Raw genomic sequence first — 19,219 nt, 5'->3', positions numbered from 1 at the left:
AATGGCAGGAATGATCGAAGCTATCCCGGCCAGAAGCACTCCACCCGCAGAGCCCATCCCGTACCCGCCCCTGACGGGGCGCGGTGGGGGATGACCACTACCGATGACAACCCGGGGGATTCAGCCCCCGCAGCCGACACTGAGGTATCCAGTTACCTCAGATGTCTCGGCGCTGCTCCCCCTGACCCAAGTTCACCGGACACTGGTGTCCTCCCTCGGGCTGCCTGGGCAGCGCTCCTCTTCTGGCTCCACCAGGGCGGTGGAGTGCATTTAGAAATACCTTGCGTTGGATTGCACTGTCAATCGAGTTTGTGAAAAAGTTCAAAAAGTCAGCCAACTCAACACAGAATCAATGAGTTACACAATGGTCTTGGACAAAACCTTGGAGCGACGCTGCCAGTTGTAGAGGCGCTGGCGCGCCACCGGCAGATCTTCCACCTCCAGCGGATCGAAGCCCCGCTCCCGGAACCAGTGGATGGAGCGGGTGGTGAGCACGAACAGGCGGCGGATGCCGAGCCGCTTGGCCCGCTCGGCCACCTTGGCCACCAGCTGATCCCCCCGGTTGGAGTTGCGATAGTCGGGGTGGATGGCGACGCAGGCCATCTCCGCCATCGCCTCTTCCATGAAGCAGTAGAGCGCCGCGCAGCCGATGATGAGGCCGTCGCGCTCTATGATGGTGAATTTGTCTATTTCCATCTCCAGCTGCTCGCGGGAGCGGCGCACCAGGATCCCTTCCTCCTCCAGCGGGCGGATGAGATCCAGGATGCCGCCGATGTCCTCGATGGTGGCGGCGCGCGCCTGCTCGGCGCTTTCCCGCACGATCTGGGTGCCGAGGCCGTCGCGGCTGAACAGCTCCTGCAGCATGGCGCCGTCATCCTGATAGCTCACCAGGTGGGAGCGGGGCACGCCGCCGCGGCAGGAGGCGATGGCCGCGCGCAGATAGCGGGCGGTGCCGGACATCTCTTCCCCCGCCTGCTCCAGCTCCACCAGCAGCTCTTCGGCCTGCTCGGGGAAGAGCTCGGAGATGGCTTCGCCGTGGCGGTCCATCACCCCCTGGGTGCTGCTGAAGCAGATGAGTTTGTCCGCTTTCAAATCCACCGCCACCCGGCGGGCCACCTCTTCCGAGCTCAGGTTGAAGCTCTCGCCGGTGACCGAGCAGCCGATGGGGGAGATGAGCACCAGGCTCTTCTGATCGAGCTGGCGGGTGATCCCCTCCACGTCGATGCGGCGTACCCGGCCGCTGTGGCAAAAATCGATACCGTCATCCACCCCGAGCGGCTGGGCGGTGACGAAGTTGCCGCTCACCACGCTGATGCGGGCACCCTGCATCGGTGTGTTCGCGAGCCCCATGGAGAGCTGGGCTGTGATGTCGTACTGCAAGCCGCCGCACACCTGCTTGATGATGGCGAAGCTCTCGTCATCGGTGACCCGGATGCGCTTGTGGTACTGGGCCTCGATGCCGGCGCGGGCCAGCGCCTCGTCGTTTTGCGGGCGGGAGCCGAACACCAGTACCAGGCGAATGCCCAAGGTCTGCAGCAGGGCGATGTCGCTGACGATGTTGGCAAAATTGGGGTGGCAGAGGGCTTCCCCCCCCATCATCAGCACGAAGGTGGCGCCTCTGTGCACATTGACGTAGGGGGTAGACTGCCGAAAGGCATAGACCAGGCTGGGTTCGCGTTCACGCACTTGAGGCTTCTTCCATAAAAAAACAGCAATGGGCTCAATATATGAAAATAAATGCACAAATCAAGATTAAATATTGATTTGGCGCGATTTTGTCATCGCGGTGGTCAGGCAGGTCGAACGGTGGCGATACCAGGCGGGGCAGGGGCGTCAGCGGTGTGGCGGTGCGCCTCAGGTTGATCCCGGCCCATAAACTGTTATCTTCGATATTCCTTTTCGTCAGCTGTGCGGTTGCACAGGTTTTTATACAAGGACAGGGTGCATGGAACAGATTATTTCGCCGGCAGACGCGCTGCCGGGACGCCGCGAGGCGATGGTGATTGGCCAGCAGCATGCGGTCAATGGTCACCCGACTCAGGGCCCCTGGCCTGAAGGGATGGCGGTGGCCTGGTTTGGCATGGGCTGCTTCTGGGGGGTGGAGCGCCTGTTCTGGCAACAGCCAGGGGTCTACTCCACCGCCGCCGGCTATCAGGGCGGGGTGACCCAGAATCCCACCTACAAGGAGGTGTGCAGCGGATTGACTGGCCATGCCGAGACGGTGCAGGTGGTGTTTGATCCCAAGGTGATCAGTTACGGCGATCTGCTCAAGCTGTTCTGGGAGCAGCACGATCCGGCCCAGGGGATGCGCCAGGGCGGCGACATCGGCACTCAGTACCGCTCCGTCATCTTCTTCGGGGATGACACCCAGGAGGCCATCGCCCAGCAGAGTCTGGCCGCCTATCAGCAGGCGATGCTGGCCAGCGGCGACGGCCGCGCCATCACCACTCGCATTCTGCCGCTGGCCCCCTTCTATTACGCCGAGGATTACCATCAGCAATATCTGGAGAAGAATCCGGACGGGTATTGCGGCCTGGGCGGCATCGGCGTCTGCCTGCCGCCGAGCCTCAACCGCTAGGGCAAGATGACGGGTATCTGTGACTCGTCATTGTTTGTGAAAAGAAAAAGGCCGCCTTTGCGGCCTTTTTATCGGGCTTTGTCAGAAGCGTGAAAAAAATCATAAAAAATGTGTCATGGAGAGGAACTTATTCGAACCAGGCTTGCCCAACTTGGTAGCCACCATGGACGGCGGCCAAGACCAGACACATTTCTTGCCTCGAAATTCATAAAAGTCATTGAAAAACTTGATGAGTTGAAATGCTAGCAAGCAGGGCTGCCAATGAAGGCGGCCCTTTTCATTATCTGCGGTGCGAAAAATGGTGGGGGAGTGGCGACGCGAACGTTCGCCACGGCGCTCAGCTGATGGCGCCGTCAAACAGGTTCTTGATGAGATCGATGAACTCTTCGAGGAAGGCTTTCTGCTCCGGGGTCGGGGCGCGCAGCCAGACGGCGGAGAGCACCTCTTCCAGATCGGCCACCACCGCATCGGCTTCCTGCATGATCACGAAGCGCAACTTGGGATCGAGCTGCGGATTCTGCTCGCAGATGGCCATCAGGTTGCCGGCCACCCGGCTGCTCACCAGATCTTCGATGGTCTGTTCACCACTGCTCTGTTGCTGGGTTTCAAACAGTCCCAGACTCTCCACCAGATACTCAATCAGGGCGATATAGCCTTCGCTTTCTACAACCATGGCGGCCTCAATCCTCAACAATACGGAAAAACTGTGCGTATTTTAGTGGCTGGACCTAGCTTGGCAAGCGACAGTGCAGGCGATAACGGATAAAACCGACGCCGCCGCGCTCCACGCTCTCCAATCCGGTCAGCTCAAAGCCATACCGTAAAAATAGCCCATAGCTGAAGGCGCTGGCCTCTGTCGTCAGCTGTTTGAGTCCGAGTCGTTGCGCCTCGGCGAGGGCCGCGGCCAGCAGCAGGCCGCCATAGCCAAGGCGCGGGTGATCGGCGCTCACATAGAGCAGGCTGAGGTGACCATCCTGGCTCAGGGTGACGAAACCGAGCGGCTCGCCGTTTTGCTCCAGTACCCAGCCGTGGTGCTCGCGCAGCTGGCCGACAAAGCCGGGATGACGGGCGCCGAGGGCCCACTGCTCCACCTGCTCCGGGCTGTAGTGCTGCGGGCCTATCCTTCGCACCGACTGCTCGAACAGGGTGCAAAGGGCGGGGATGTGCTGCTCGTTCAGCCGGACAAGCCTGGGCTCTGCCGCCATGGCGGGGCTCATCGCTGGGGTGCCTGCGGGCGCTTGGCCTTGGGCAGACCGGCCACCACCCGCTCATAGGAGTGATGCACCCAGCCCTGCCAGAGATCGTCGGCCAGGTCATCGCTGAAGGTGACCGTATTCCAGTGTTGCTTGTTCATGTGCCAGCCCGGTTTGACCTCGGGGTGCAGTTCGCGCAGCAGCAGGGCCAGCTCGGGCTCGCACTTGAGGTTCAGCCGCAGCGGTTCGGCCTGCCAGTCCAGCAGGGCAAACATCTTGCCGGCGATGCGATAGACCAGGATTTCAGGGCCGAAGGGGGTATCCTCCTGGGCGCCCGGCAGGGTCAGCAGAAAGGATCTCAAACGGGTCAACTCCATGGTCATGCTCCTGGCTGCTTGCGGTGCAAACGTATTAGTCGGGTGAAAAAATCTGCTAAGATGCGCGCCTACTATACCCCAATGCCGTCGATGAGGGAGTCGCAAGATGCTGTATCACAAGACCTTCGAGCTGGGTCCCGAGCGGGATTGGGTAGTCTTCGTGCACGGGGCGGGCGGCAGCTCCTCCATCTGGTTCAAGCAGCTGCGCGCCTATCGCGAACACTTCAACGTGCTGCTGCTGGACTTGCGCGGCCACGGCCAGTCCCACAAGCTGCAGCAGGTGATCAAGGGTCACTACAGCTTCCGGGCGGTGACCGAGGATATCCTGCAACTGCTCGATCACCTCAACATTCGCCGCGCCCACTTCGTCGGCATCTCCCTTGGCACCATCCTCATTCGCCATCTGGCGGAGCTCTGCCCCGAGCGGGTCAAAAGCATGGTGCTGGGCGGCGCCATTTTGCGGCTCGACATCCGCTCGCGGGTGCTGGTGCAGCTCGGCCGCCTCGGCCAGCACATCCTGCCCTACATGTGGCTCTACCGCTTGTTCGCCTTCATCATCATGCCGCGCCAGCACCATCAGGAGTCGCGCAACCTCTTCGTGCGCGAGGCGCGCAAATTGTGCCAGAAAGAGTTCAAGCGCTGGTTTCGCCTCGCCACCGAGGTGAACCCCCTGATGCGCTACTTCAAGGAGCGGGCCCTGCCCATTCCCACCCTCTATGTGATGGGGGAGGAGGATCACATGTTCCTGGCGCCGGTGCGCGAGCAGGTGGCGCGCGACCCCTACAGCCGGCTCGAGATCATCGACGGCTGCGGCCACGTCTGCAACGTGGAGCGGCCCGAGCACTTCAACCGCCAGTCGCTGGCCTTTCTCACCGCCCAGCCCGGCTGAATTGGCGCCAGCCGCCGATTTGATACGGCCCTGGTGGCTTGAGCCAGCACGCTGAAGGGGAGGGGCATGGTAGGCAACGCTGCCGCCCGACTCAAAAAACCCCGCGTTGACATAGGATGACCGCCATCCTCGCTAGCCGAAGTAGTGGGCGATATCGAGGTAGCGCTGGCGGATGTGCTCGATAAGCAGCCGGATCTTGCGCGGCGGCTGGCGGGTGAAGGGGTAGACGGCGTAGATGCCGAGCTTCTTGCCCACCCGGTCGGGAAACAAGTCCACCAGATCCCCCTGCATCAGGTCGTGATAGACCAGACAGCGCGGCACATAGACGATGCCGCGCCCCCCCAGCGCCGCCTTGCGCAGGGCACCGGCGTTGTCGGTTGAAAAGCTCCCCGACACCGACAGCAGATAGTTGCCCTCTTCCCCCTTGAAGGCCCACTCCGAGGCCCCCGTGCTCTGATAGGCGTAGCGCAGGCAGTTGTGGGTGAGCAAGTCCGACGGCTCGCGCGGCGCCCCGAAGCGGCGCACGTAGGCGGGCGCGGCGCAGATCACCCACTGGGAGTCGAGGATGTGGCGGGCAATCAGGCTCGAGTCATCCAGATAGCCGGTACGAATGACCAGATCGAACCCCTCTTCCACCAGATTGACGAAGCGGTTGTCCAGCGACATCTCCACCGTGAGCCCGGGGTGCTGCTGGCAAAAGTCGGCCACGGCGTCGGCCAGCAGCAGCTCGCCGGAGATGGTGGGCACCGACATCCGCACATGGCCGCTCACCTTTTCACCGAATCCTGCCACCGCATCGAAGGCGTCCAGTGCGGCGGCCTTCACATTTTTGGCACCCTGATAGAGCTCCTTGCCCGCCTCACTCAGGGTGAGCCGGCGGGTGGTGCGATAGAGCAGCTGCACCCCGAGCTCCTCCTCCAGACGCCCGATCCGTTTGCTAACCACTGAATTTGTCAGGGAATTTTGCTCGGCCACCTTGCTGAAGGAGCCGGCCTCCACCACCTGGGCGAAGAGAATGAGGTCGTCGGTACTGGCCATATTTATCGATTTTTGGAACGAATGTTGTTCATTATTTCCATATATCGCGAAAAAAGAACAGGGTAAGGTCACGTCCGCTTAACAAAACAACAACAAGGTGCGCCTCTGCACCGCTCGGACAAGGACGCAATGATGACAGACACCCTGTTGGCCCTGGTGGCCTTCTCGCCGATCGTGGTGGCCGCCGTGCTGCTGGTCGGCCTCAACTGGCCCGCCAAGCGCGCCATGCCCATCGCCTTTATCCTGACCGTATTCATCGCCCTGTGGGGCTGGCAGATGAGCCCGACCCGGGTGCTCGCCTCCAGCCTGCAGGGGCTCATCATCACGGTGACCGTGCTCTGGATCGTGTTCGGCGCCATCCTGATGCTCAACACCCTCAAGCACACCGGCGCCATCAGCGCCATTCGCGGTGGCTTTACCAACATCTCGCCGGATCGGCGCATCCAGGCCATCATCATCGCCTGGTGCTTCGGTGCCTTTATCGAGGGAGCCTCAGGGTTTGGCACCCCGGCGGCCATCGCCGCCCCCCTGCTGGTGGCCATCGGCTTTCCGGCGCTCGCCGCCGTGCTGCTTGGCATGATGATCCAGTCCACCCCGGTGTCGTTCGGCGCGGTGGGCACCCCCATCCTGGTGGGCATCAACAAGGGGCTGGATAACCAGGCCATCGGCCACACCCTGAGTGCCGGCGGCAGCAGCTGGGACATCTACCTGCAGCAGGTGACCACCAACGTGGCCCTCATTCACGCCACCGTCGGCACCCTGATGCCGGTGCTGATGGTGATGATGCTGACCCGCTTCTTCGGCCGCAACCGCAGCTGGACCGAGGGGCTCTCCATCCTGCCGTTCGCGATATTCGCCGGGCTCGCCTTCACCGTGCCCTATGCCCTGACCGGCATGCTGCTCGGCCCCGAGTTCCCGTCCCTTATCGGCGGTCTGGTGGGGCTGGCCCTGGTGGTAACGGCGGCGCGCCGCGGTTTCCTGGTGCCAAAAAACAGCTGGGACTTCGCCCCCGAGAGCGAGTGGCCCGCCGAGTGGCTGGGATCCCTCAAGCTCGATCTCAAAGAGGCCGCCGGCCGCCCCATGTCCCTGTTGCTGGCCTGGCTCCCCTATGTGGCGCTGGCCCTCTTGCTGGTGGCGAGCCGGGTGAGCCCGGAGTTCAAGGCAAGCCTGTTGTCGGTGAGCCTCGCCTTCACCGATCTGCTGGGTGAGAAGGGGGTCAGCGCCTCCATTGAGCCGCTCTACCTGCCGGGGGGCCTGCTGGTGTTCTGCGCCCTGCTCGCCACCCTCATTCAGGCCCGTGCCCTGGCGCCCCTCGGCCGCGCCGTGAGCGAGTCGAGCCGCACCCTGATCGGCGCCGGCTTCGTGCTGATCTTCACCGTGCCCATGGTGCGCATCTTCATCAACTCCGGCGTCAACGGGGCGGATCTCGCCAGCATGCCGGTGACCACGGCCAATTTTGCCGCCGGGCTGGTGGGGGAGTTCTTCCCGGCCATGAGCGCCACCATAGGCGCGCTGGGGGCCTTTATCGCCGGCTCCAACACGGTGTCGAACATGATGTTCAGCCAGTTCCAGTTCGAGGTGGCCCAGACCCTGGGGGTCTCCACCGCCGCCATGCTGGCGCTGCAGGCCGTGGGCGCAGCGGCCGGCAACATGATCGCCATCCACAACGTGGTGGCGGCCTCGGCCACAGTGGGGCTCTTGGGCCGCGAGGGGGCGACGCTGCGCAAGACGGCGCTGCCGACCCTCTACTACCTGCTGGCCACCGGCCTTATCGGGTTGGCGCTCATGTACAGCTTCCACGTCTCGGATGCACTGCTGCAGTTGAAGTAAAGGAGAGCAAGTGATGAAGGTAATGCGGGTCTACCCGGCCAAGCCGGCCGATGTCTATCTCTACGCCACCTGTCTGGTGGACCTGTTCGACCCGGTGGCGGGGCTCGATGCCATCGCCCTGATCGAGCGGGAAGGGATAAGGGTGCACTTTGTCGAGAAACAGACCTGCTGCGGGCAGCCGGCCTACACCTCGGGTCATGAGGAGGAGGCGCGCAAGGTGGCGCAAAGCCAGATGGCGCTCTTCCCCGAGCCCTGGCCGGTGGTGGTGCTGTCGGGCTCCTGCGGGGGTATGATGCACCACCACTACCGCCGCCTCTTCCCCGAGAGCCCCGAGGTGGCCGATTTTTGCGATCGGGTGTTCGAGCTCACCGAGTTTCTGGCCCGGGTCTGCCGGGTGCGCTGGCACGGGGTGGGGGAGGCGAGCATCGTCATGCACACCTCCTGCTCGGCCCGGCGCGAGATGCTGGTGCACACCACGGCTCGCAGCCTGCTGGGGCAACTCGATGGGGTTACTTTGCACGAGCAGGCCTACGAGAGCGAGTGCTGCGGCTTTGGCGGCACCTTCTCGGTGCGCCATCCCCACATCAGCCAGGCCATGGTCGAAGACAAGACCCGCCACCTGCTTGCCACCGGCGCCGACACCCTGGTGAGCGCCGACTGGGGGTGCCTCTTGAACATCAAGGGCTCCCTGGCCTATCAGGGCAAGACGCTCCCCGCCACCCATCTGGCCAGCTTCCTGCTCGCCCATAGCGAGCCGGTGGCTCAGGGCTTACAAGCGCAAAAACAGGGGGCCCATCATGAGTGAGCACGCCAAGTATTCGCCGCGCCGCTTCCATCCCCAGGCCGAGGCGGCCCTGGCCGACCCCGTGCTGCGCCAGAACTTTCGCGGCGCCATGGATTACCTGCGCGGCAAGCGGCGGGACGCCTTCGCCGATCCGCAGGAAGAAGCGGCGGTGCGCGATGCGGCGGAGCAAATTCGCCAGCGCTGCCTCTCGCGCCTGCCGGAACTCCTGGTGCAGCTCGAGGCCAACTGCGAGCGCAACGGCATCAAGGTGCACTGGGCCCAGACGCCGGATGAGGCCAACGCCATCATCCTTCGCATCGCCCAAAAGCACGGGGTGAGCAGCATCGTCAAGGGCAAGTCCATGGTGAGCGAGGAGGTGGGTTTCAATCACGAGATGGCGCGCCACGGCATCCGCTGCCTTGAGAGCGATATGGGGGAGTTTATCGTCCAGCTCGACGGCGATACCCCGTCCCACATCATCATGCCCGCCATCCACAAGAACAAGCAGGAGGTGAGTGACACCTTCGCCCATAACCTCGAAGGCTTTACCCCCACCACCGATGTGGACGCCCTGATCCAGACCGGGCGGCGGGCCCTGCGCGAAGAGTTTCGCCGCGCCGGCATGGGGCTCTCCGGCGTCAACTTCGCGGTGGCGGAGACCGGCAGCCTGTGCCTCGTCGAGAACGAGGGCAACGGGCGCATGTGCACCACTATGCCGAAAGTCCACGTGGCCATCACCGGCATCGAGAAGGTGGTGGAGTTCCTCTCCGACGTGCCGCCGCTTTACAGTGCCCTGACCCGCTCGGCCACCGGCCAGGCCATCACCACCTATTTCAACGTCATCAGCGGCCCGCGCCGGGCAGGGGAGCTGGATGGCCCGGACGAGGTGCACCTGGTGCTGCTCGACAATGGCCGCAGCCAGGCTTACCGGGACGAAGAGCTGCGCAAGACCCTGCAGTGCATCCGCTGCGGCGCCTGCATGAACCACTGTCCGGTCTACACCCGCATCGGCGGCCACGCCTACGGCACCATCTACCCAGGCCCCATCGGCAAGATCATCTCCCCCCATCTGCTGGGGCTCGACAGCACCCAGGATCTGGTGACTGCCTCCAGCCTGTGCGGTGCCTGTGGCGAGGTGTGCCCGGTGCGCATTCCCATTCCTGACCTGTTGCAGCGCCTGCGCCGGGAGGCCAAGCACGACGCCCTGCCTGGCCACGAGCCGCTGGCGGGGCAGGGGGCGGCCAGGAGCCGGCTCGAAACCCTCGCCATGCAGGGCTTTGCCTTCGCCGCCACCCATCCGCGCCTCTATCACGCCGCAACCGGTGTCGCCGGTCGTCTGCGGGGCTTGATGCCTAAACACCTGGGCCCCTGGACCCAGTGCCGCGAGGCCCCCAAACCCGCCCCCCAGAGCCTGCACGCCCTGCTGCGCCAGAAGAAAAAGGAGTCCTGAGATGTCGAGCAAAGAGGCCATATTAAGCCGCCTGCGCGGCGCCGCCACCCCCATGGCCCACGCCCCCCATGGCTGGCAGCCCTGGCGCGGGGTAGATGACAACGCGCGGCGCGAGCGCTTTCTTGGCATGATCACCGCCAGCCACGCCGAGATCCTCACCGTCAAGGAGGCAAACCTTGCCCGGGATCTGAGCGCCTGGCTGGATGGGGAAGCAATAACGCATCTGGCCTGTGGTCAGGGCGGCCGCTGGCAGGCCGACGTCGCGGCCGCCTGCGCCGGGCGCTCTGTGCTGGCCCCGACGGGGGAGTTCGCCGGCTGGAAGGACGATCTGTTCGACGTCTGTCAGGCCGGCATCACCCACTGCGCGGGGGCCATCGCCGATACCGGGACGCTGGTGTTGCTGCCGGATGGCGGCGAGCCGCGCACCATTTCGCTTGTGCCCCCCTGCCATATCGCCCTGCTGGCGGCCTCCACCATCGCCGACAACCTGGCGGGGCTGGTGGCGGCCGGGCGCTGGCAGCAGGCCATGCCCACCAATCTGTTGCTGGTCTCCGGCCCCTCCAAGACCGCCGACATCCAGCAGACCCTGGCCTACGGTGCCCACGGCCCGAGTCGCCTCTTGGTAGTGCTGGTGGAGGATTGCTGATGGGCTGGAATGAATTTGACGCTGCCGTGCTCGCGCGTATTCCACCGGAGCGGCTGGTGAGCGATCCGGATCTTCGGCTGGCCCACGGCACGGACGCGAGCTTCTACCGGCTGGTGCCCGAGCGCATCGTGCGCCTCGACTCCCTCGAGGAGGTGCGCTTCGTGCTCGGAGTGTGCCGCGAATTGAACCTGCCGTGCACCTTTCGCGCCGCCGGCACCAGCCTCTCGGGCCAGGCTCTGAGCGATTCGGTACTCATCATCCTGACCGACAGCTGGCGCGGCCACCGCATTCTGGACGATGGCGCCCGCATTGCCCTGCAACCCGGGGTGATCGGCGCCGATGCCAACCGCTATCTGGCGTCCCTGGGGCGCAAGATTGGGCCGGATCCCGCCTCCATCAACGCCTGCAAGCTCGGCGGCATCGCCGCCAACAACGCGAGCGGCATGTGCTGCGGCACCGCCCACAACAGCTATCACACCTTGCACGCCATGATCCTGCTGCTGGCCGATGGCACCGTGCTGGACAGCAGCGATCCCCACAGCCGCGCCGCCTTTGCGGCCAGGCGCCCGGAGCTGCTCACGGGGCTCGCCGCCCTGCGCGCCGAGGTGCTGGCGAACGCCGAGCTTGCCGCCAAAATTCGCCACAAGTACCGGCTCAAGAACACCACCGGCTACGCCATCAATGCCCTGCTCGACCATGAGGACCCCGTCGATATCCTCACCCACCTGATGATCGGCTCGGAGGGGACCCTCGGCTTTATCGCCGAGGTGGTGCTCGATACCGTGCCCGAATACCCCCACAAGGCCTCGGCCCTGCTGGTGTTCCGGGACGCCGAGCAGGCCTGTCTGGCCACCTCGCGCCTGAAAAGCGCGCCAGTGGCGGCGGTGGAGCTGATGGATGGGCGCTCCCTTCGCTCGGTGGCGGGCAAGCCCGGTCTGCCGGACTTTATCAAGACGCTGGACTTAACCGCCTGCGCCCTGCTGATCGAGGTGCATGGGGAATCGAAGGAGGAGCTGGTGGATCGCTGCGAGCAGGTGACGGCCATGGCTGCCGAGTTCGCCCAGGTCGCCTCTGTGCCCTTTACCAGCGACAGCGCCGGGCTCTGGGCCATTCGCAAGGGGCTCTTCCCGGCGGTGGGGGCGGTGCGCACCACAGGCACCACCGTCATCATCGAGGATGTCGCCTTTCCCATCGAGCGTCTGGCGGAGGGGGTGGCGGGGCTGCAGCAACTGTTCGACGAGTTTGAGTATCACGAGGCCATCATCTTTGGCCATGCCCTGGAGGGGAACCTGCACTTCGTTTTTACCCAGGGGTTCGATGATCCGGCGCAGGTGGCCCGCTACGGCGCCTTTATGGATGCGGTGGCGGAACTCGTCGCCGTGCGCTTTGGCGGGTCCCTCAAGGCCGAGCACGGTACCGGCCGCAACATGGCCCCCTATGTGGAGCTGGAATGGGGGCCGGAGGGGATGGCGCTGATGCGTCGCATCAAGGCGCTGCTGGACCCCGATGGCCTGCTCAATCCCGGCGTCATCATCAACGACGACCCCAACGCCCACCTGGCCCATCTCAAGCCCATGCCGGCGAGCGATGCCATCGTGGATCCGTGCATCGAGTGCGGCTTTTGCGAGGCGGTCTGCCCCTCGCGCACCCTGTCGCTCTCGCCGCGCCAGCGCATCGTGCTCTATCGCGAACTGGCCCGCCGCAATCGTGCCGATGAGCCCTCCCGCGAGCTGGCCCGGCTGTTTGACTATCAGGGCATCGACACCTGCGCAGCGACCGGGCTCTGTGCCGATCGCTGCCCGGTCGGTATCAACACCGGCAGCCTGATCAAGAAGTTGCGCACTGACAAGTACCGGCGCTTCGTGCCCATCGCCCGCTGGAGCGCCGATCACTTCGCCGGGGTCACCCGCACGGCCCGTGGGGCCCTCGGCCTCAAAGGGATTGCTGGCAAGCTGCTGGGAGACAAGGCGCTGGCAGGTCTGGTGAACGGGGTTCGCCATCTGAGCGGCCAGCGCACACCCGCCTGGCTGCCCACCCTGCCGGGGCCAAGCCGCTATCACTGGCCGCCAGGGGAGGGGAGCCATGGCGGATCAGGCGAGGACATTAGAGGGGATCGCGCTGTGGTCTATCTGCCGTCGTGCGCCAGCCGGGTATTCGGCCAGCAGGAGGATGCCCCATCACTGCCACAGGTGGTGCAATCCCTGCTCAAGAAGGCGGGCTGCCGGGTCATAGTGCCGCAAGGCATCGAGGGGCTCTGCTGCGGCATGCCCTATGACAGCAAGGGGTTGAGTGAGGTAGCGGAAGCCAAGCGTACTGAGCTGGCGGCGGCGCTGTGGCAGGCAAGCGAGCAGGGGCGCTGGCCCGTGCTGCTCGACACCAGCCCCTGCGTACAGCGACTGCTCTCGGGGGCGCTCGGCAAGGGCCTGCGGGTGTTCGAGCCCTCCGCCTTTGTGCTGGAACACCTGCTGCCCCACCTTGAGCTGACCCCCATCGATGAGACTGTGATGCTCCATATCACCTGCAGCAGCCGGCGCATGGGGTTGGGGGAGAAGATGCTGGCGCTGGCCCGCGCCTGCGCCCGGGAGGTGATAATCCCAGAGCATATCCAGTGCTGCGGCTTTGCCGGCGACAAGGGGCTGATGACCCCGGAGCTCAACGCCGCCGCGCTTGCCAGCCTGCCCGCCCAGGTACCCAGAGATTGCCGTCAGGGTTTCAGCAACAGCCGCACCTGCGAGATGGGGCTCAGCCAGCATGCCGGCATTCCCTATCACAGCATCCTCTATCTGGTTGATCAGGCGGCGAGATAAATAATCCCCCCGGCAGAATATATTCTGCCAGGGGGCTTACTTTAAGACTAAAAAAGTTGTGAAAGGCAACTTTTTATATGGAGGTTGCACATCAATGCTGAGTTCATCAGAACTAAGAGCCCGCTCTATCTTTTGCTCTGGCAATATAATTCATGCCTGTTAATTCTGACTTCAAAAACTCATCATCTAATAACTGCAGAAAATAAGAGCAGCGCTGTATGCTATTTAAGTCAAACTGATTCCCATCTTCTGTTAGCTTGAGCTTATTTTCATAGAAAGGTTTACTCATAGCGAATGAGATGATTTCTTCGTTAGATAACTCTTGCTCTATAACAGCTGAGTTTTTGAAAACCTTGACAAACTTTCTTGCAAAGTGAGTCTCATTACTTAGCCGTTTATTAAACTTTTCTAGATTATTGACAAGGCCACGTGATTCAATGCTTGAACAGTATTGCTCTGCCTTAGCATGTATTATTTTGTCAAACCCTAGCTCTTTCTCAAATGCATTAATGTTGTTTATTAAATAGCTTTGCCCTATTTTAGCAAAGATAAAATTGTTGTTTAGTCTCAAAACATCATCTGTCATTTTTACAACTCGGGTTTTATGGGTTGTAAAGAATACACCTTTCCCCGAAGTCCATAGAGCTGTTCTATGTATGTACTGATAAAATGAGATTACGTCCCCATCATTACCTTTCAGTCTTATGACGACAGCTTTAATACTTGACAGACCTTTGCTTTTAACTTGATATTTGCCAATGATTTTATTGGCTTGCATGTCGTTAACTTTGTCTAAATAATTGAACTCATGAATTCTCTGATCGAAATCAAAATAATAAAGCGCATTTTTTCGATCATCGGCATTAGATAGGTTTGGAATTGAAAGTTTCTCGTTGTCAGTGAATCTGTTTTTCAGATCATTGACAAAGCCAATCATAAATTCATCCAATCCCTCACTTTCAATATCTGAATCATATAGTTCGTTATTATCATCATCAATAAAGAAAACTTTAATCCCTGTACATGTGTCCAGAATTTTCTTCATGTCAACTTTAATGCTGTCTCTAGTCATTATTTATTTTCCTAGCAAAGCATACATCTTCTGAGATAAATTTATAGGCAATGTTTTGCCCTTTTTTTAAATCATGTTTTGTTATTACGATTACAGAATGGTAATGGCTTACATGATCGGCCAAGGTGGCCCTGTATAACTTGTATCCATAAATAGAGAGTGTGGGGTTTGTATAATACTTATCAGTCCTAACAAAGATTATACCGATCACAACTAACAAGAATAAATAAGCAAGCAGCTTAAGTGGGGAATCAAAGTTGAGCCCTGCAAATGGAACAATATATGTGGCCAAGAAGCTTAAATGCTCATAATTTTCACTTTTGCAATCAATGACCAATAAACTGTCACTAGCACTGCCATTAAGTTCAAAGTCAAATTCACGTCTTATAAATTCACAATATATGATGGAGAAAAACATCAATATAGGAAGCCAATTAGACAATATATAATATATAGCAATGTTATATCTAACTTCACTATCTGAAGATGGAGGCTTTATATCAATTGATAAAAAAATCACCATAACAAATAGGAACATAAGTGAAAGAATGTAAAGCTTTATCTTCTCCTTAGTATTCATATCCAGCCTCTAACTTATTCCTTAACATAATGCCACTATCTTTAATAATAAATTTGCCATCAAATTGGATTGCTGCCGTACAATTTTCAGCTCACAACGAGTTGTTTCTAAGCGGATTGAAGAGATGTAAACCACCGCTATATCTTGGCTGCCTTTGGGGCTCTAAGGGCCGGATGAGTAGCCTAGCAAACGCTGACCAGTCTTGTTGAGTAAAAAAACAGCTGATCCGTGGGATTTGAATGAAATCTTGATGGCGGTCAGATTTTGACGTGGAACGGTCGAGAGAAACGGGGGAGTGTTGCTGCACTGCCCGGTCAACCAAGTCATGTGTTATCTCTTGTTCATCAATGCCTTGTAACAGCTGGTTACAGATCTTGCGTCGACCGGCGGACCCTTCCTCCAGTAAATTCAGCGGCGATTGAATGCACCTCACATAACAAAGCAATTGCAAGGAACAAGAGTCATGAGAATGCACCACAAAGCCGTGCTGGCCATCGCCTGCACCGCCGCCCTGTCCGCCTGCGACAGCGAGAAGGCGGCCAACAGCATCGCCAAGCGCGCGCCGCTGCCGTTGCCCGATGCCGGCGTCTATGAGGCGAACCTGCTCAGCCGCGATGGCGATCAGGGGCCGCTCAAGATGATCAAGGGAGTGGAGGGATTGGCGCTGGTCTATCCCAAGGGGGATGGCGAGCAGCGCTGGGGCGTCTGGGTCGAGAACGACGGCAAGTCGGTTACCTCTTCGCAGTGGATGGGACAGGCTGCCCAGAAAGAGAACAAGGATGGTATCTACCCGGTGCTGCTGGAGCGCACCTCGGTGCGGGGCAAACGGCTCGATGCCCAGAGCAACGACCACAACCTCATCAGTTTTCAAGACAAAGCGGTAACCGATCTGGCTGGCAAGGAGGTCAAGCGCTGGACCTTTGACTTCAGCCGTACCGGTACCCAGTTCCGGGATCCGGATCAGAGCACCGCCCTTTATCGCGACTGGAGCGGCCACCTGGCTGTGAACAAGCTCGCCACCCGGACGATCACCAGCGACAGCTGGCGGGTGGCAGAGGACGCGGGTTTTGGCGATGCCATGGTGGGGCTGATCCGCAGCACCAACAACGGCGGCTCCCTGACCCTGGAGATCGAATTTCCCAAGGCGGGCTGTACCCTGACCGGCAAGGGCAATGTAGAGCCTGGCAAGGGGCTCAGCAAGCTTAACCTGAGCGGGTTTGGCAAGTGCAGCTTCAAGGCATCAAGCGATCTCAGCCCGCTTGAGAACAAGTGGATGCTGGGCCTGGCCAAGGCCAAAGAGGGGGCAACTGCCTACGTCACCGCATTCGAGATGCCGGATACCCGCAAGACGACCCTGGTGGTGGGCTTCCCCGAACAGCATGGTCTGATGATGGTGGGCGACAAGCAGCCCTGACCCCGTCTTGATATCCCGTCACAGCACTGCGTTGTTACCCCGGCCTGGCCGGGGTTTTTGATGGTGGGGGGCTGCCGCCAGAGGGTAAGCAGGGGGCAGGGCTCAGTAGCCGGTCATCTCCAGATAGCCGACCCCCTTGGCATCTCCCGAGACGGATACCGCACCCTCCCAGTAGTCAAAGCGCCCCGTCATGGCCTGATTGGGCTGGCGCGCCTTAATGACGAGATTCAAATCGGCGGCTGCCAGCTGCCACTCGATGGGGTAGGCTTGCCCCTTGGGGCCGCGCCAGGTCTTGCCGGGGGTGAGGCGGATCTGCTCAGGATCCAGCACCCGGCTGCTGCCGTCCCGTTCAATCAGGATGCCGTAGCGGTTCTCCGGCTTGTTTTCGGAATGGCGCGCCCTGCCTTGGTGCGCAGGCGAAACAGCATCAACTCGCGGCCATCGTCAAATTGGAGCGAAAACCAGTCCCAGCCCGATTGCCACTGGGCCAATACCGAGCTGCTCCACTCGTGATCAAACCAGCCCTCACCGCTGACGTGGCGGGTCTCGCCATCCAGGGTCAGGGTGCCGCTGATGGTCAGGCGCGGGTAGGAGTAGTAGAAGGAGGCGTTGCCCGGGCTCTTCTCGCTGTAGCCCTGTTTGCCCTGCAGCACCACCGGCTTGGCGGCGCTCACCTGCAAATCAAGATCCCCTGCCTTGCTCTGCACCTTGAGGGTGGCAGGAAAAAGCGACTCCCTTTGAGAGGCCAGCACCCACTCCTTGCGCCAATACTGGCCGCCGCTTTGTGGGAAAACTGGGTGGAGAAATGGAAGAGAGCAATGCCGGGCATGATGTGATGCGTTCGAAACCGGAAGAACTGTCGCGCGTTTGACAAAGGGAAAGGGTAGGGGAAGCTCCCTCTCATCCGAGAGGGAGCTTCCCCGCACGTATCAGGCTCGTTCTATGAGGGATCGGTGTTGAAGATGAAAAGGACTTCACCGTTTCCGGAATTTCCGGCATAGGAAGTCGGGGCGTTGCTGTCCGCCGTGGTTGAAGGCATCGCATAACTGCCGCCTCCACCCCCCCCGTAGCATCGGTAAGCGTCCTTAGAGTACATGCCATCTATGGTTCCACTGCCGCCGCCGCCGTAGCCACCGCCACCGCCGCCACCGCCGCAGCTGGCCGGGTTACCGCCCTCACCACCTTTCCCGGCATTGACCGCCAGATCGGGTCCACCATTGATCCAGCCCTTTGAACCTTCAGAGCCCGACCCTCCCGACGCGCCGCCGAAACCCTGATATCCAGCGTGATAACCGCCGCCGCCACAGGCCACACCTTCCGTGCAACCGGTTCTGCCACCGCCCAGACCGTTCACTGAATTATTCAAACCATCAAAAAACGAGTCTGTGCCTACGCCGGTTGCCGACTTGCCAACCTGGTTTGAATACGCGAAGCCGCCGTTGCCACCACCGCCGCCTTGCATGGAACCGCTGAAGATAGAGCTACCCTCGCCGCCACCGCCGCCACCGCCGGCGATCAGAACAATCTCGCTTTGTGGCAGGGAGCCGTCCGGCTCAACGCTCGTCACGATCGTGGCAGCGCCTCCGGATCCTCCGCTGCTATCGTGACTTCCCGCTTGCCCCAAGTAGTAGTAGAAAATGGCGTTTCCGAAAATATTTGCATACTCGGTGCCGGTGGTGACCATCTGGGCAAAGCCTCCTTTGCCGCCGGCTCCCGACCCTCCGCCAAATGAATTGTTCGTGCCGTTACCTCCCGCGGCACCGATAGCCTGTATCCACAGGGTCGTATTCTCGTCTACGGCGCTGTTGAGGGCGCTCGCCTGGGTGACGATGTTGGTCCAGAAAACCGCTTGATTGCAGCTGGTGTTCAGGGTGCACATCACCTGGTTTGAATTGCCGGATGCCATGGAACAGGTTGCATCACAGGTGTCGATAGCGTACGCAACCGTTCCGCCCAGGGCGAAATTTTTCATTGCGGTGTGCGTCTGGCCCGCATCATCCGTGACGGTGAGCGTCGCCTGGTAGTTTCCCGAAACGTCCTTGACGCCGTTGGTTGAGGCGGTATCGGCGTAGGGATGGGTTTTGAGCGGCCCCCGGTCCAGCCCGTCCTGAATGGTAACCGGCCCATAGACGGTTTCGTCCGTATCCAGGTTTTTTACCGTGTAGGTGTGAGAAACCAGTTTTCTCTCACCGCTTGCAACGGAAAGAGTTCCATCGAGTTCCATTCGGCCGGGCACGTTAGGCGATTCCATTGCCGTCAGTCGCGCAGTCGGAGCGTTGTCACTTCCGTCGCTTCCATTACAGCCCTGCAGTACGCCCATGAAGCAGGCCAGCGTGATGAAGAACGCCACGTCTGCCGGTTTCGATGCATGGGCGACATTCGTCAACCCTGTGTACAGACGATGGATCCGGCCTAAAAAAGCGGGTGAAAAAGACATTCGGTTTCCTCCTCGTTCTTCCATGTTTTGCCGAGCGTTGTAGAGATATTGCATCGGCAAGGAAGGATTGATATGGCCATTTCATTTCCATAAATGGTCTTTTTTGCCAAAAAATGAGTCAATC

At 60.6% G+C, this 19,219-nt stretch carries 16 protein-coding genes, 1 pseudogene and 1 riboswitch; of the genes and pseudogenes, 8 read left to right on the top strand and 9 right to left on the bottom strand.

Translation table 11 applies throughout. The features are described 5' to 3' along the window. Positions 1-25 precede the first annotated feature (25 nt). Positions 26-250, bottom strand: a riboswitch (Lysine riboswitch). A 107-nt stretch (positions 251-357) separates the two neighbouring features. After that, positions 358-1,686, bottom strand: a complete 1,329-nt coding sequence (gene argA / locus AB5Y98_RS08970; protein WP_011706389.1) for an amino-acid N-acetyltransferase — start codon at positions 1,684-1,686, stop codon at positions 358-360. Between the two features lie 259 nt (positions 1,687-1,945). Between argA and msrA the strand changes: the two genes are divergently transcribed. Beyond that, on the top strand, positions 1,946-2,578 hold the full coding sequence (gene msrA / locus AB5Y98_RS08965) for a peptide-methionine (S)-S-oxide reductase MsrA (protein ID WP_005302079.1): 633 nt from the start codon (positions 1,946-1,948) through the stop codon (positions 2,576-2,578). A 337-nt stretch (positions 2,579-2,915) separates the two neighbouring features. Here the strand turns inward: msrA and AB5Y98_RS08960 are convergent, their stop codons facing one another. From AB5Y98_RS08960 to AB5Y98_RS08950, 3 genes are read right to left on the bottom strand one after another with little or no spacing between them, the layout of a single operon-like run. Beyond that, positions 2,916-3,251, bottom strand: coding sequence for a DUF3802 family protein (locus tag AB5Y98_RS08960; protein WP_005302076.1), 336 nt, complete (start codon positions 3,249-3,251; stop codon positions 2,916-2,918). A 55-nt stretch (positions 3,252-3,306) separates the two neighbouring features. After that, on the bottom strand, positions 3,307-3,795 hold the full coding sequence (locus AB5Y98_RS08955; protein WP_124251165.1) for a GNAT family N-acetyltransferase: 489 nt from the start codon (positions 3,793-3,795) through the stop codon (positions 3,307-3,309). Next, a complete protein-coding gene (locus AB5Y98_RS08950; RefSeq protein ID WP_005302071.1) occupies positions 3,792-4,148 on the bottom strand; it encodes an MmcQ/YjbR family DNA-binding protein in 357 nt (118 codons plus the stop codon). The genes AB5Y98_RS08955 and AB5Y98_RS08950 overlap by 4 nt, the downstream gene beginning before the upstream one ends. Positions 4,149-4,254: 106 nt before the next feature. Between AB5Y98_RS08950 and AB5Y98_RS08945 the strand changes: the two genes are divergently transcribed. Continuing rightward, a complete protein-coding gene (locus AB5Y98_RS08945) occupies positions 4,255-5,037 on the top strand; it encodes an alpha/beta fold hydrolase (RefSeq protein ID WP_005302068.1) in 783 nt (260 codons plus the stop codon). Positions 5,038-5,169: 132 nt separating this feature from the next. Here AB5Y98_RS08945 and AB5Y98_RS08940 read toward each other — a convergent pair whose 3' ends face one another. Next, positions 5,170-6,147 carry a LysR family transcriptional regulator gene (locus AB5Y98_RS08940; RefSeq protein WP_368231771.1) on the bottom strand — a complete coding sequence of 326 codons (978 nt, stop codon included), beginning with the start codon at positions 6,145-6,147 and terminating at the stop codon, positions 5,170-5,172. Positions 6,148-6,207: 60 nt separating this feature from the next. Here AB5Y98_RS08940 and AB5Y98_RS08935 point away from each other — a divergent pair, with 60 nt between their 5' ends. From AB5Y98_RS08935 to AB5Y98_RS08915, 5 genes are read left to right on the top strand one after another with little or no spacing between them, the layout of a single operon-like run. Next, the gene (locus AB5Y98_RS08935) at positions 6,208-7,905 is read left to right on the top strand and encodes an L-lactate permease (RefSeq protein WP_368231821.1); all 1,698 of its coding nucleotides are present in this window, start codon (positions 6,208-6,210) and stop codon (positions 7,903-7,905) included. Positions 7,906-7,918: 13 nt separating this feature from the next. Further along, complete coding sequence (locus AB5Y98_RS08930; protein WP_368231820.1) at positions 7,919-8,710, top strand: (Fe-S)-binding protein; 792 nt, start codon at positions 7,919-7,921, stop codon at positions 8,708-8,710. Continuing rightward, positions 8,703-10,139 (top strand): LutB/LldF family L-lactate oxidation iron-sulfur protein, encoded by a 1,437-nt coding sequence (locus tag AB5Y98_RS08925; RefSeq protein ID WP_368231770.1) that lies wholly within the window; start codon positions 8,703-8,705, stop codon positions 10,137-10,139. The genes AB5Y98_RS08930 and AB5Y98_RS08925 overlap by 8 nt, the downstream gene beginning before the upstream one ends. Position 10,140: 1 nt before the next feature. Next, a complete protein-coding gene (locus AB5Y98_RS08920; RefSeq protein ID WP_368231769.1) occupies positions 10,141-10,785 on the top strand; it encodes a lactate utilization protein C in 645 nt (214 codons plus the stop codon). Further along, positions 10,785-13,592, top strand: coding sequence for an FAD-binding and (Fe-S)-binding domain-containing protein (locus AB5Y98_RS08915; protein ID WP_368231768.1), 2,808 nt, complete (start codon positions 10,785-10,787; stop codon positions 13,590-13,592). The genes AB5Y98_RS08920 and AB5Y98_RS08915 overlap by 1 nt, the downstream gene beginning before the upstream one ends. 112 nt (positions 13,593-13,704) lie before the next feature. On the opposite strand, the gene kwaB is transcribed toward AB5Y98_RS08915, so the two are convergent. Continuing rightward, positions 13,705-14,664 carry an anti-phage protein KwaB gene (kwaB, locus tag AB5Y98_RS08910; protein WP_368231767.1) on the bottom strand — a complete coding sequence of 320 codons (960 nt, stop codon included), beginning with the start codon at positions 14,662-14,664 and terminating at the stop codon, positions 13,705-13,707. Continuing rightward, positions 14,657-15,244 carry an anti-phage protein KwaA gene (gene kwaA / locus AB5Y98_RS08905; protein WP_368231766.1) on the bottom strand — a complete coding sequence of 196 codons (588 nt, stop codon included), beginning with the start codon at positions 15,242-15,244 and terminating at the stop codon, positions 14,657-14,659. Before kwaA ends, kwaB begins: the two co-directional genes overlap by 8 nt. Before the next feature lie 469 nt (positions 15,245-15,713). Between kwaA and AB5Y98_RS08900 the strand changes: the two genes are divergently transcribed. Further along, positions 15,714-16,658 carry a hypothetical protein gene (locus AB5Y98_RS08900; RefSeq protein ID WP_368231819.1) on the top strand — a complete coding sequence of 315 codons (945 nt, stop codon included), beginning with the start codon at positions 15,714-15,716 and terminating at the stop codon, positions 16,656-16,658. 102 nt (positions 16,659-16,760) lie between these two features. Here AB5Y98_RS08900 and AB5Y98_RS08895 read toward each other — a convergent pair. Beyond that, positions 16,761-17,440, bottom strand: a pseudogene (locus AB5Y98_RS08895) (lipocalin family protein); the annotation flags it as partial. Between the two features lie 158 nt (positions 17,441-17,598). After that, a complete protein-coding gene (locus AB5Y98_RS08890) occupies positions 17,599-19,095 on the bottom strand; it encodes a hypothetical protein (protein WP_368231765.1) in 1,497 nt (498 codons plus the stop codon). Positions 19,096-19,219 lie beyond the last annotated feature (124 nt).

This window comes from Aeromonas sp. s3 (assembly GCF_040907805.1).
Classification (GTDB): Bacteria; Pseudomonadota; Gammaproteobacteria; order Enterobacterales; family Aeromonadaceae; genus Aeromonas; species Aeromonas dhakensis.
Note: the sequence above shows the minus strand (reverse complement) of the source record. Positions and strands in the feature narration are given on the sequence as shown.

Excerpts from the sequence above, each read along its gene's own strand:
- msrA (WP_005302079.1), top strand. The coding sequence starts at position 1,946 with ATGGAACAGATTATTTCGCCGGCAGACGCGCTGCCGGGACGCCGCGAG.
- AB5Y98_RS08960 (WP_005302076.1), bottom strand. The coding sequence starts at position 3,251 with ATGGTTGTAGAAAGCGAAGGCTATATCGCCCTGATTGAGTATCTGGTG.
- AB5Y98_RS08955 (WP_124251165.1), bottom strand. The coding sequence starts at position 3,795 with ATGAGCCCCGCCATGGCGGCAGAGCCCAGGCTTGTCCGGCTGAACGAG.
- AB5Y98_RS08950 (WP_005302071.1), bottom strand. The coding sequence starts at position 4,148 with ATGGAGTTGACCCGTTTGAGATCCTTTCTGCTGACCCTGCCGGGCGCC.
- AB5Y98_RS08945 (WP_005302068.1), top strand. The coding sequence starts at position 4,255 with ATGCTGTATCACAAGACCTTCGAGCTGGGTCCCGAGCGGGATTGGGTA.
- AB5Y98_RS08935 (WP_368231821.1), top strand. The coding sequence starts at position 6,208 with ATGACAGACACCCTGTTGGCCCTGGTGGCCTTCTCGCCGATCGTGGTG.
- AB5Y98_RS08930 (WP_368231820.1), top strand. The coding sequence starts at position 7,919 with ATGAAGGTAATGCGGGTCTACCCGGCCAAGCCGGCCGATGTCTATCTC.
- AB5Y98_RS08925 (WP_368231770.1), top strand. The coding sequence starts at position 8,703 with ATGAGTGAGCACGCCAAGTATTCGCCGCGCCGCTTCCATCCCCAGGCC.
- AB5Y98_RS08920 (WP_368231769.1), top strand. The coding sequence starts at position 10,141 with ATGTCGAGCAAAGAGGCCATATTAAGCCGCCTGCGCGGCGCCGCCACC.
- AB5Y98_RS08915 (WP_368231768.1), top strand. The coding sequence starts at position 10,785 with ATGGGCTGGAATGAATTTGACGCTGCCGTGCTCGCGCGTATTCCACCG.
- kwaB (WP_368231767.1), bottom strand. The coding sequence starts at position 14,664 with ATGACTAGAGACAGCATTAAAGTTGACATGAAGAAAATTCTGGACACA.
- kwaA (WP_368231766.1), bottom strand. The coding sequence starts at position 15,244 with ATGAATACTAAGGAGAAGATAAAGCTTTACATTCTTTCACTTATGTTC.
- AB5Y98_RS08900 (WP_368231819.1), top strand. The coding sequence starts at position 15,714 with ATGCACCACAAAGCCGTGCTGGCCATCGCCTGCACCGCCGCCCTGTCC.
- AB5Y98_RS08890 (WP_368231765.1), bottom strand. The coding sequence starts at position 19,095 with ATGTCTTTTTCACCCGCTTTTTTAGGCCGGATCCATCGTCTGTACACA.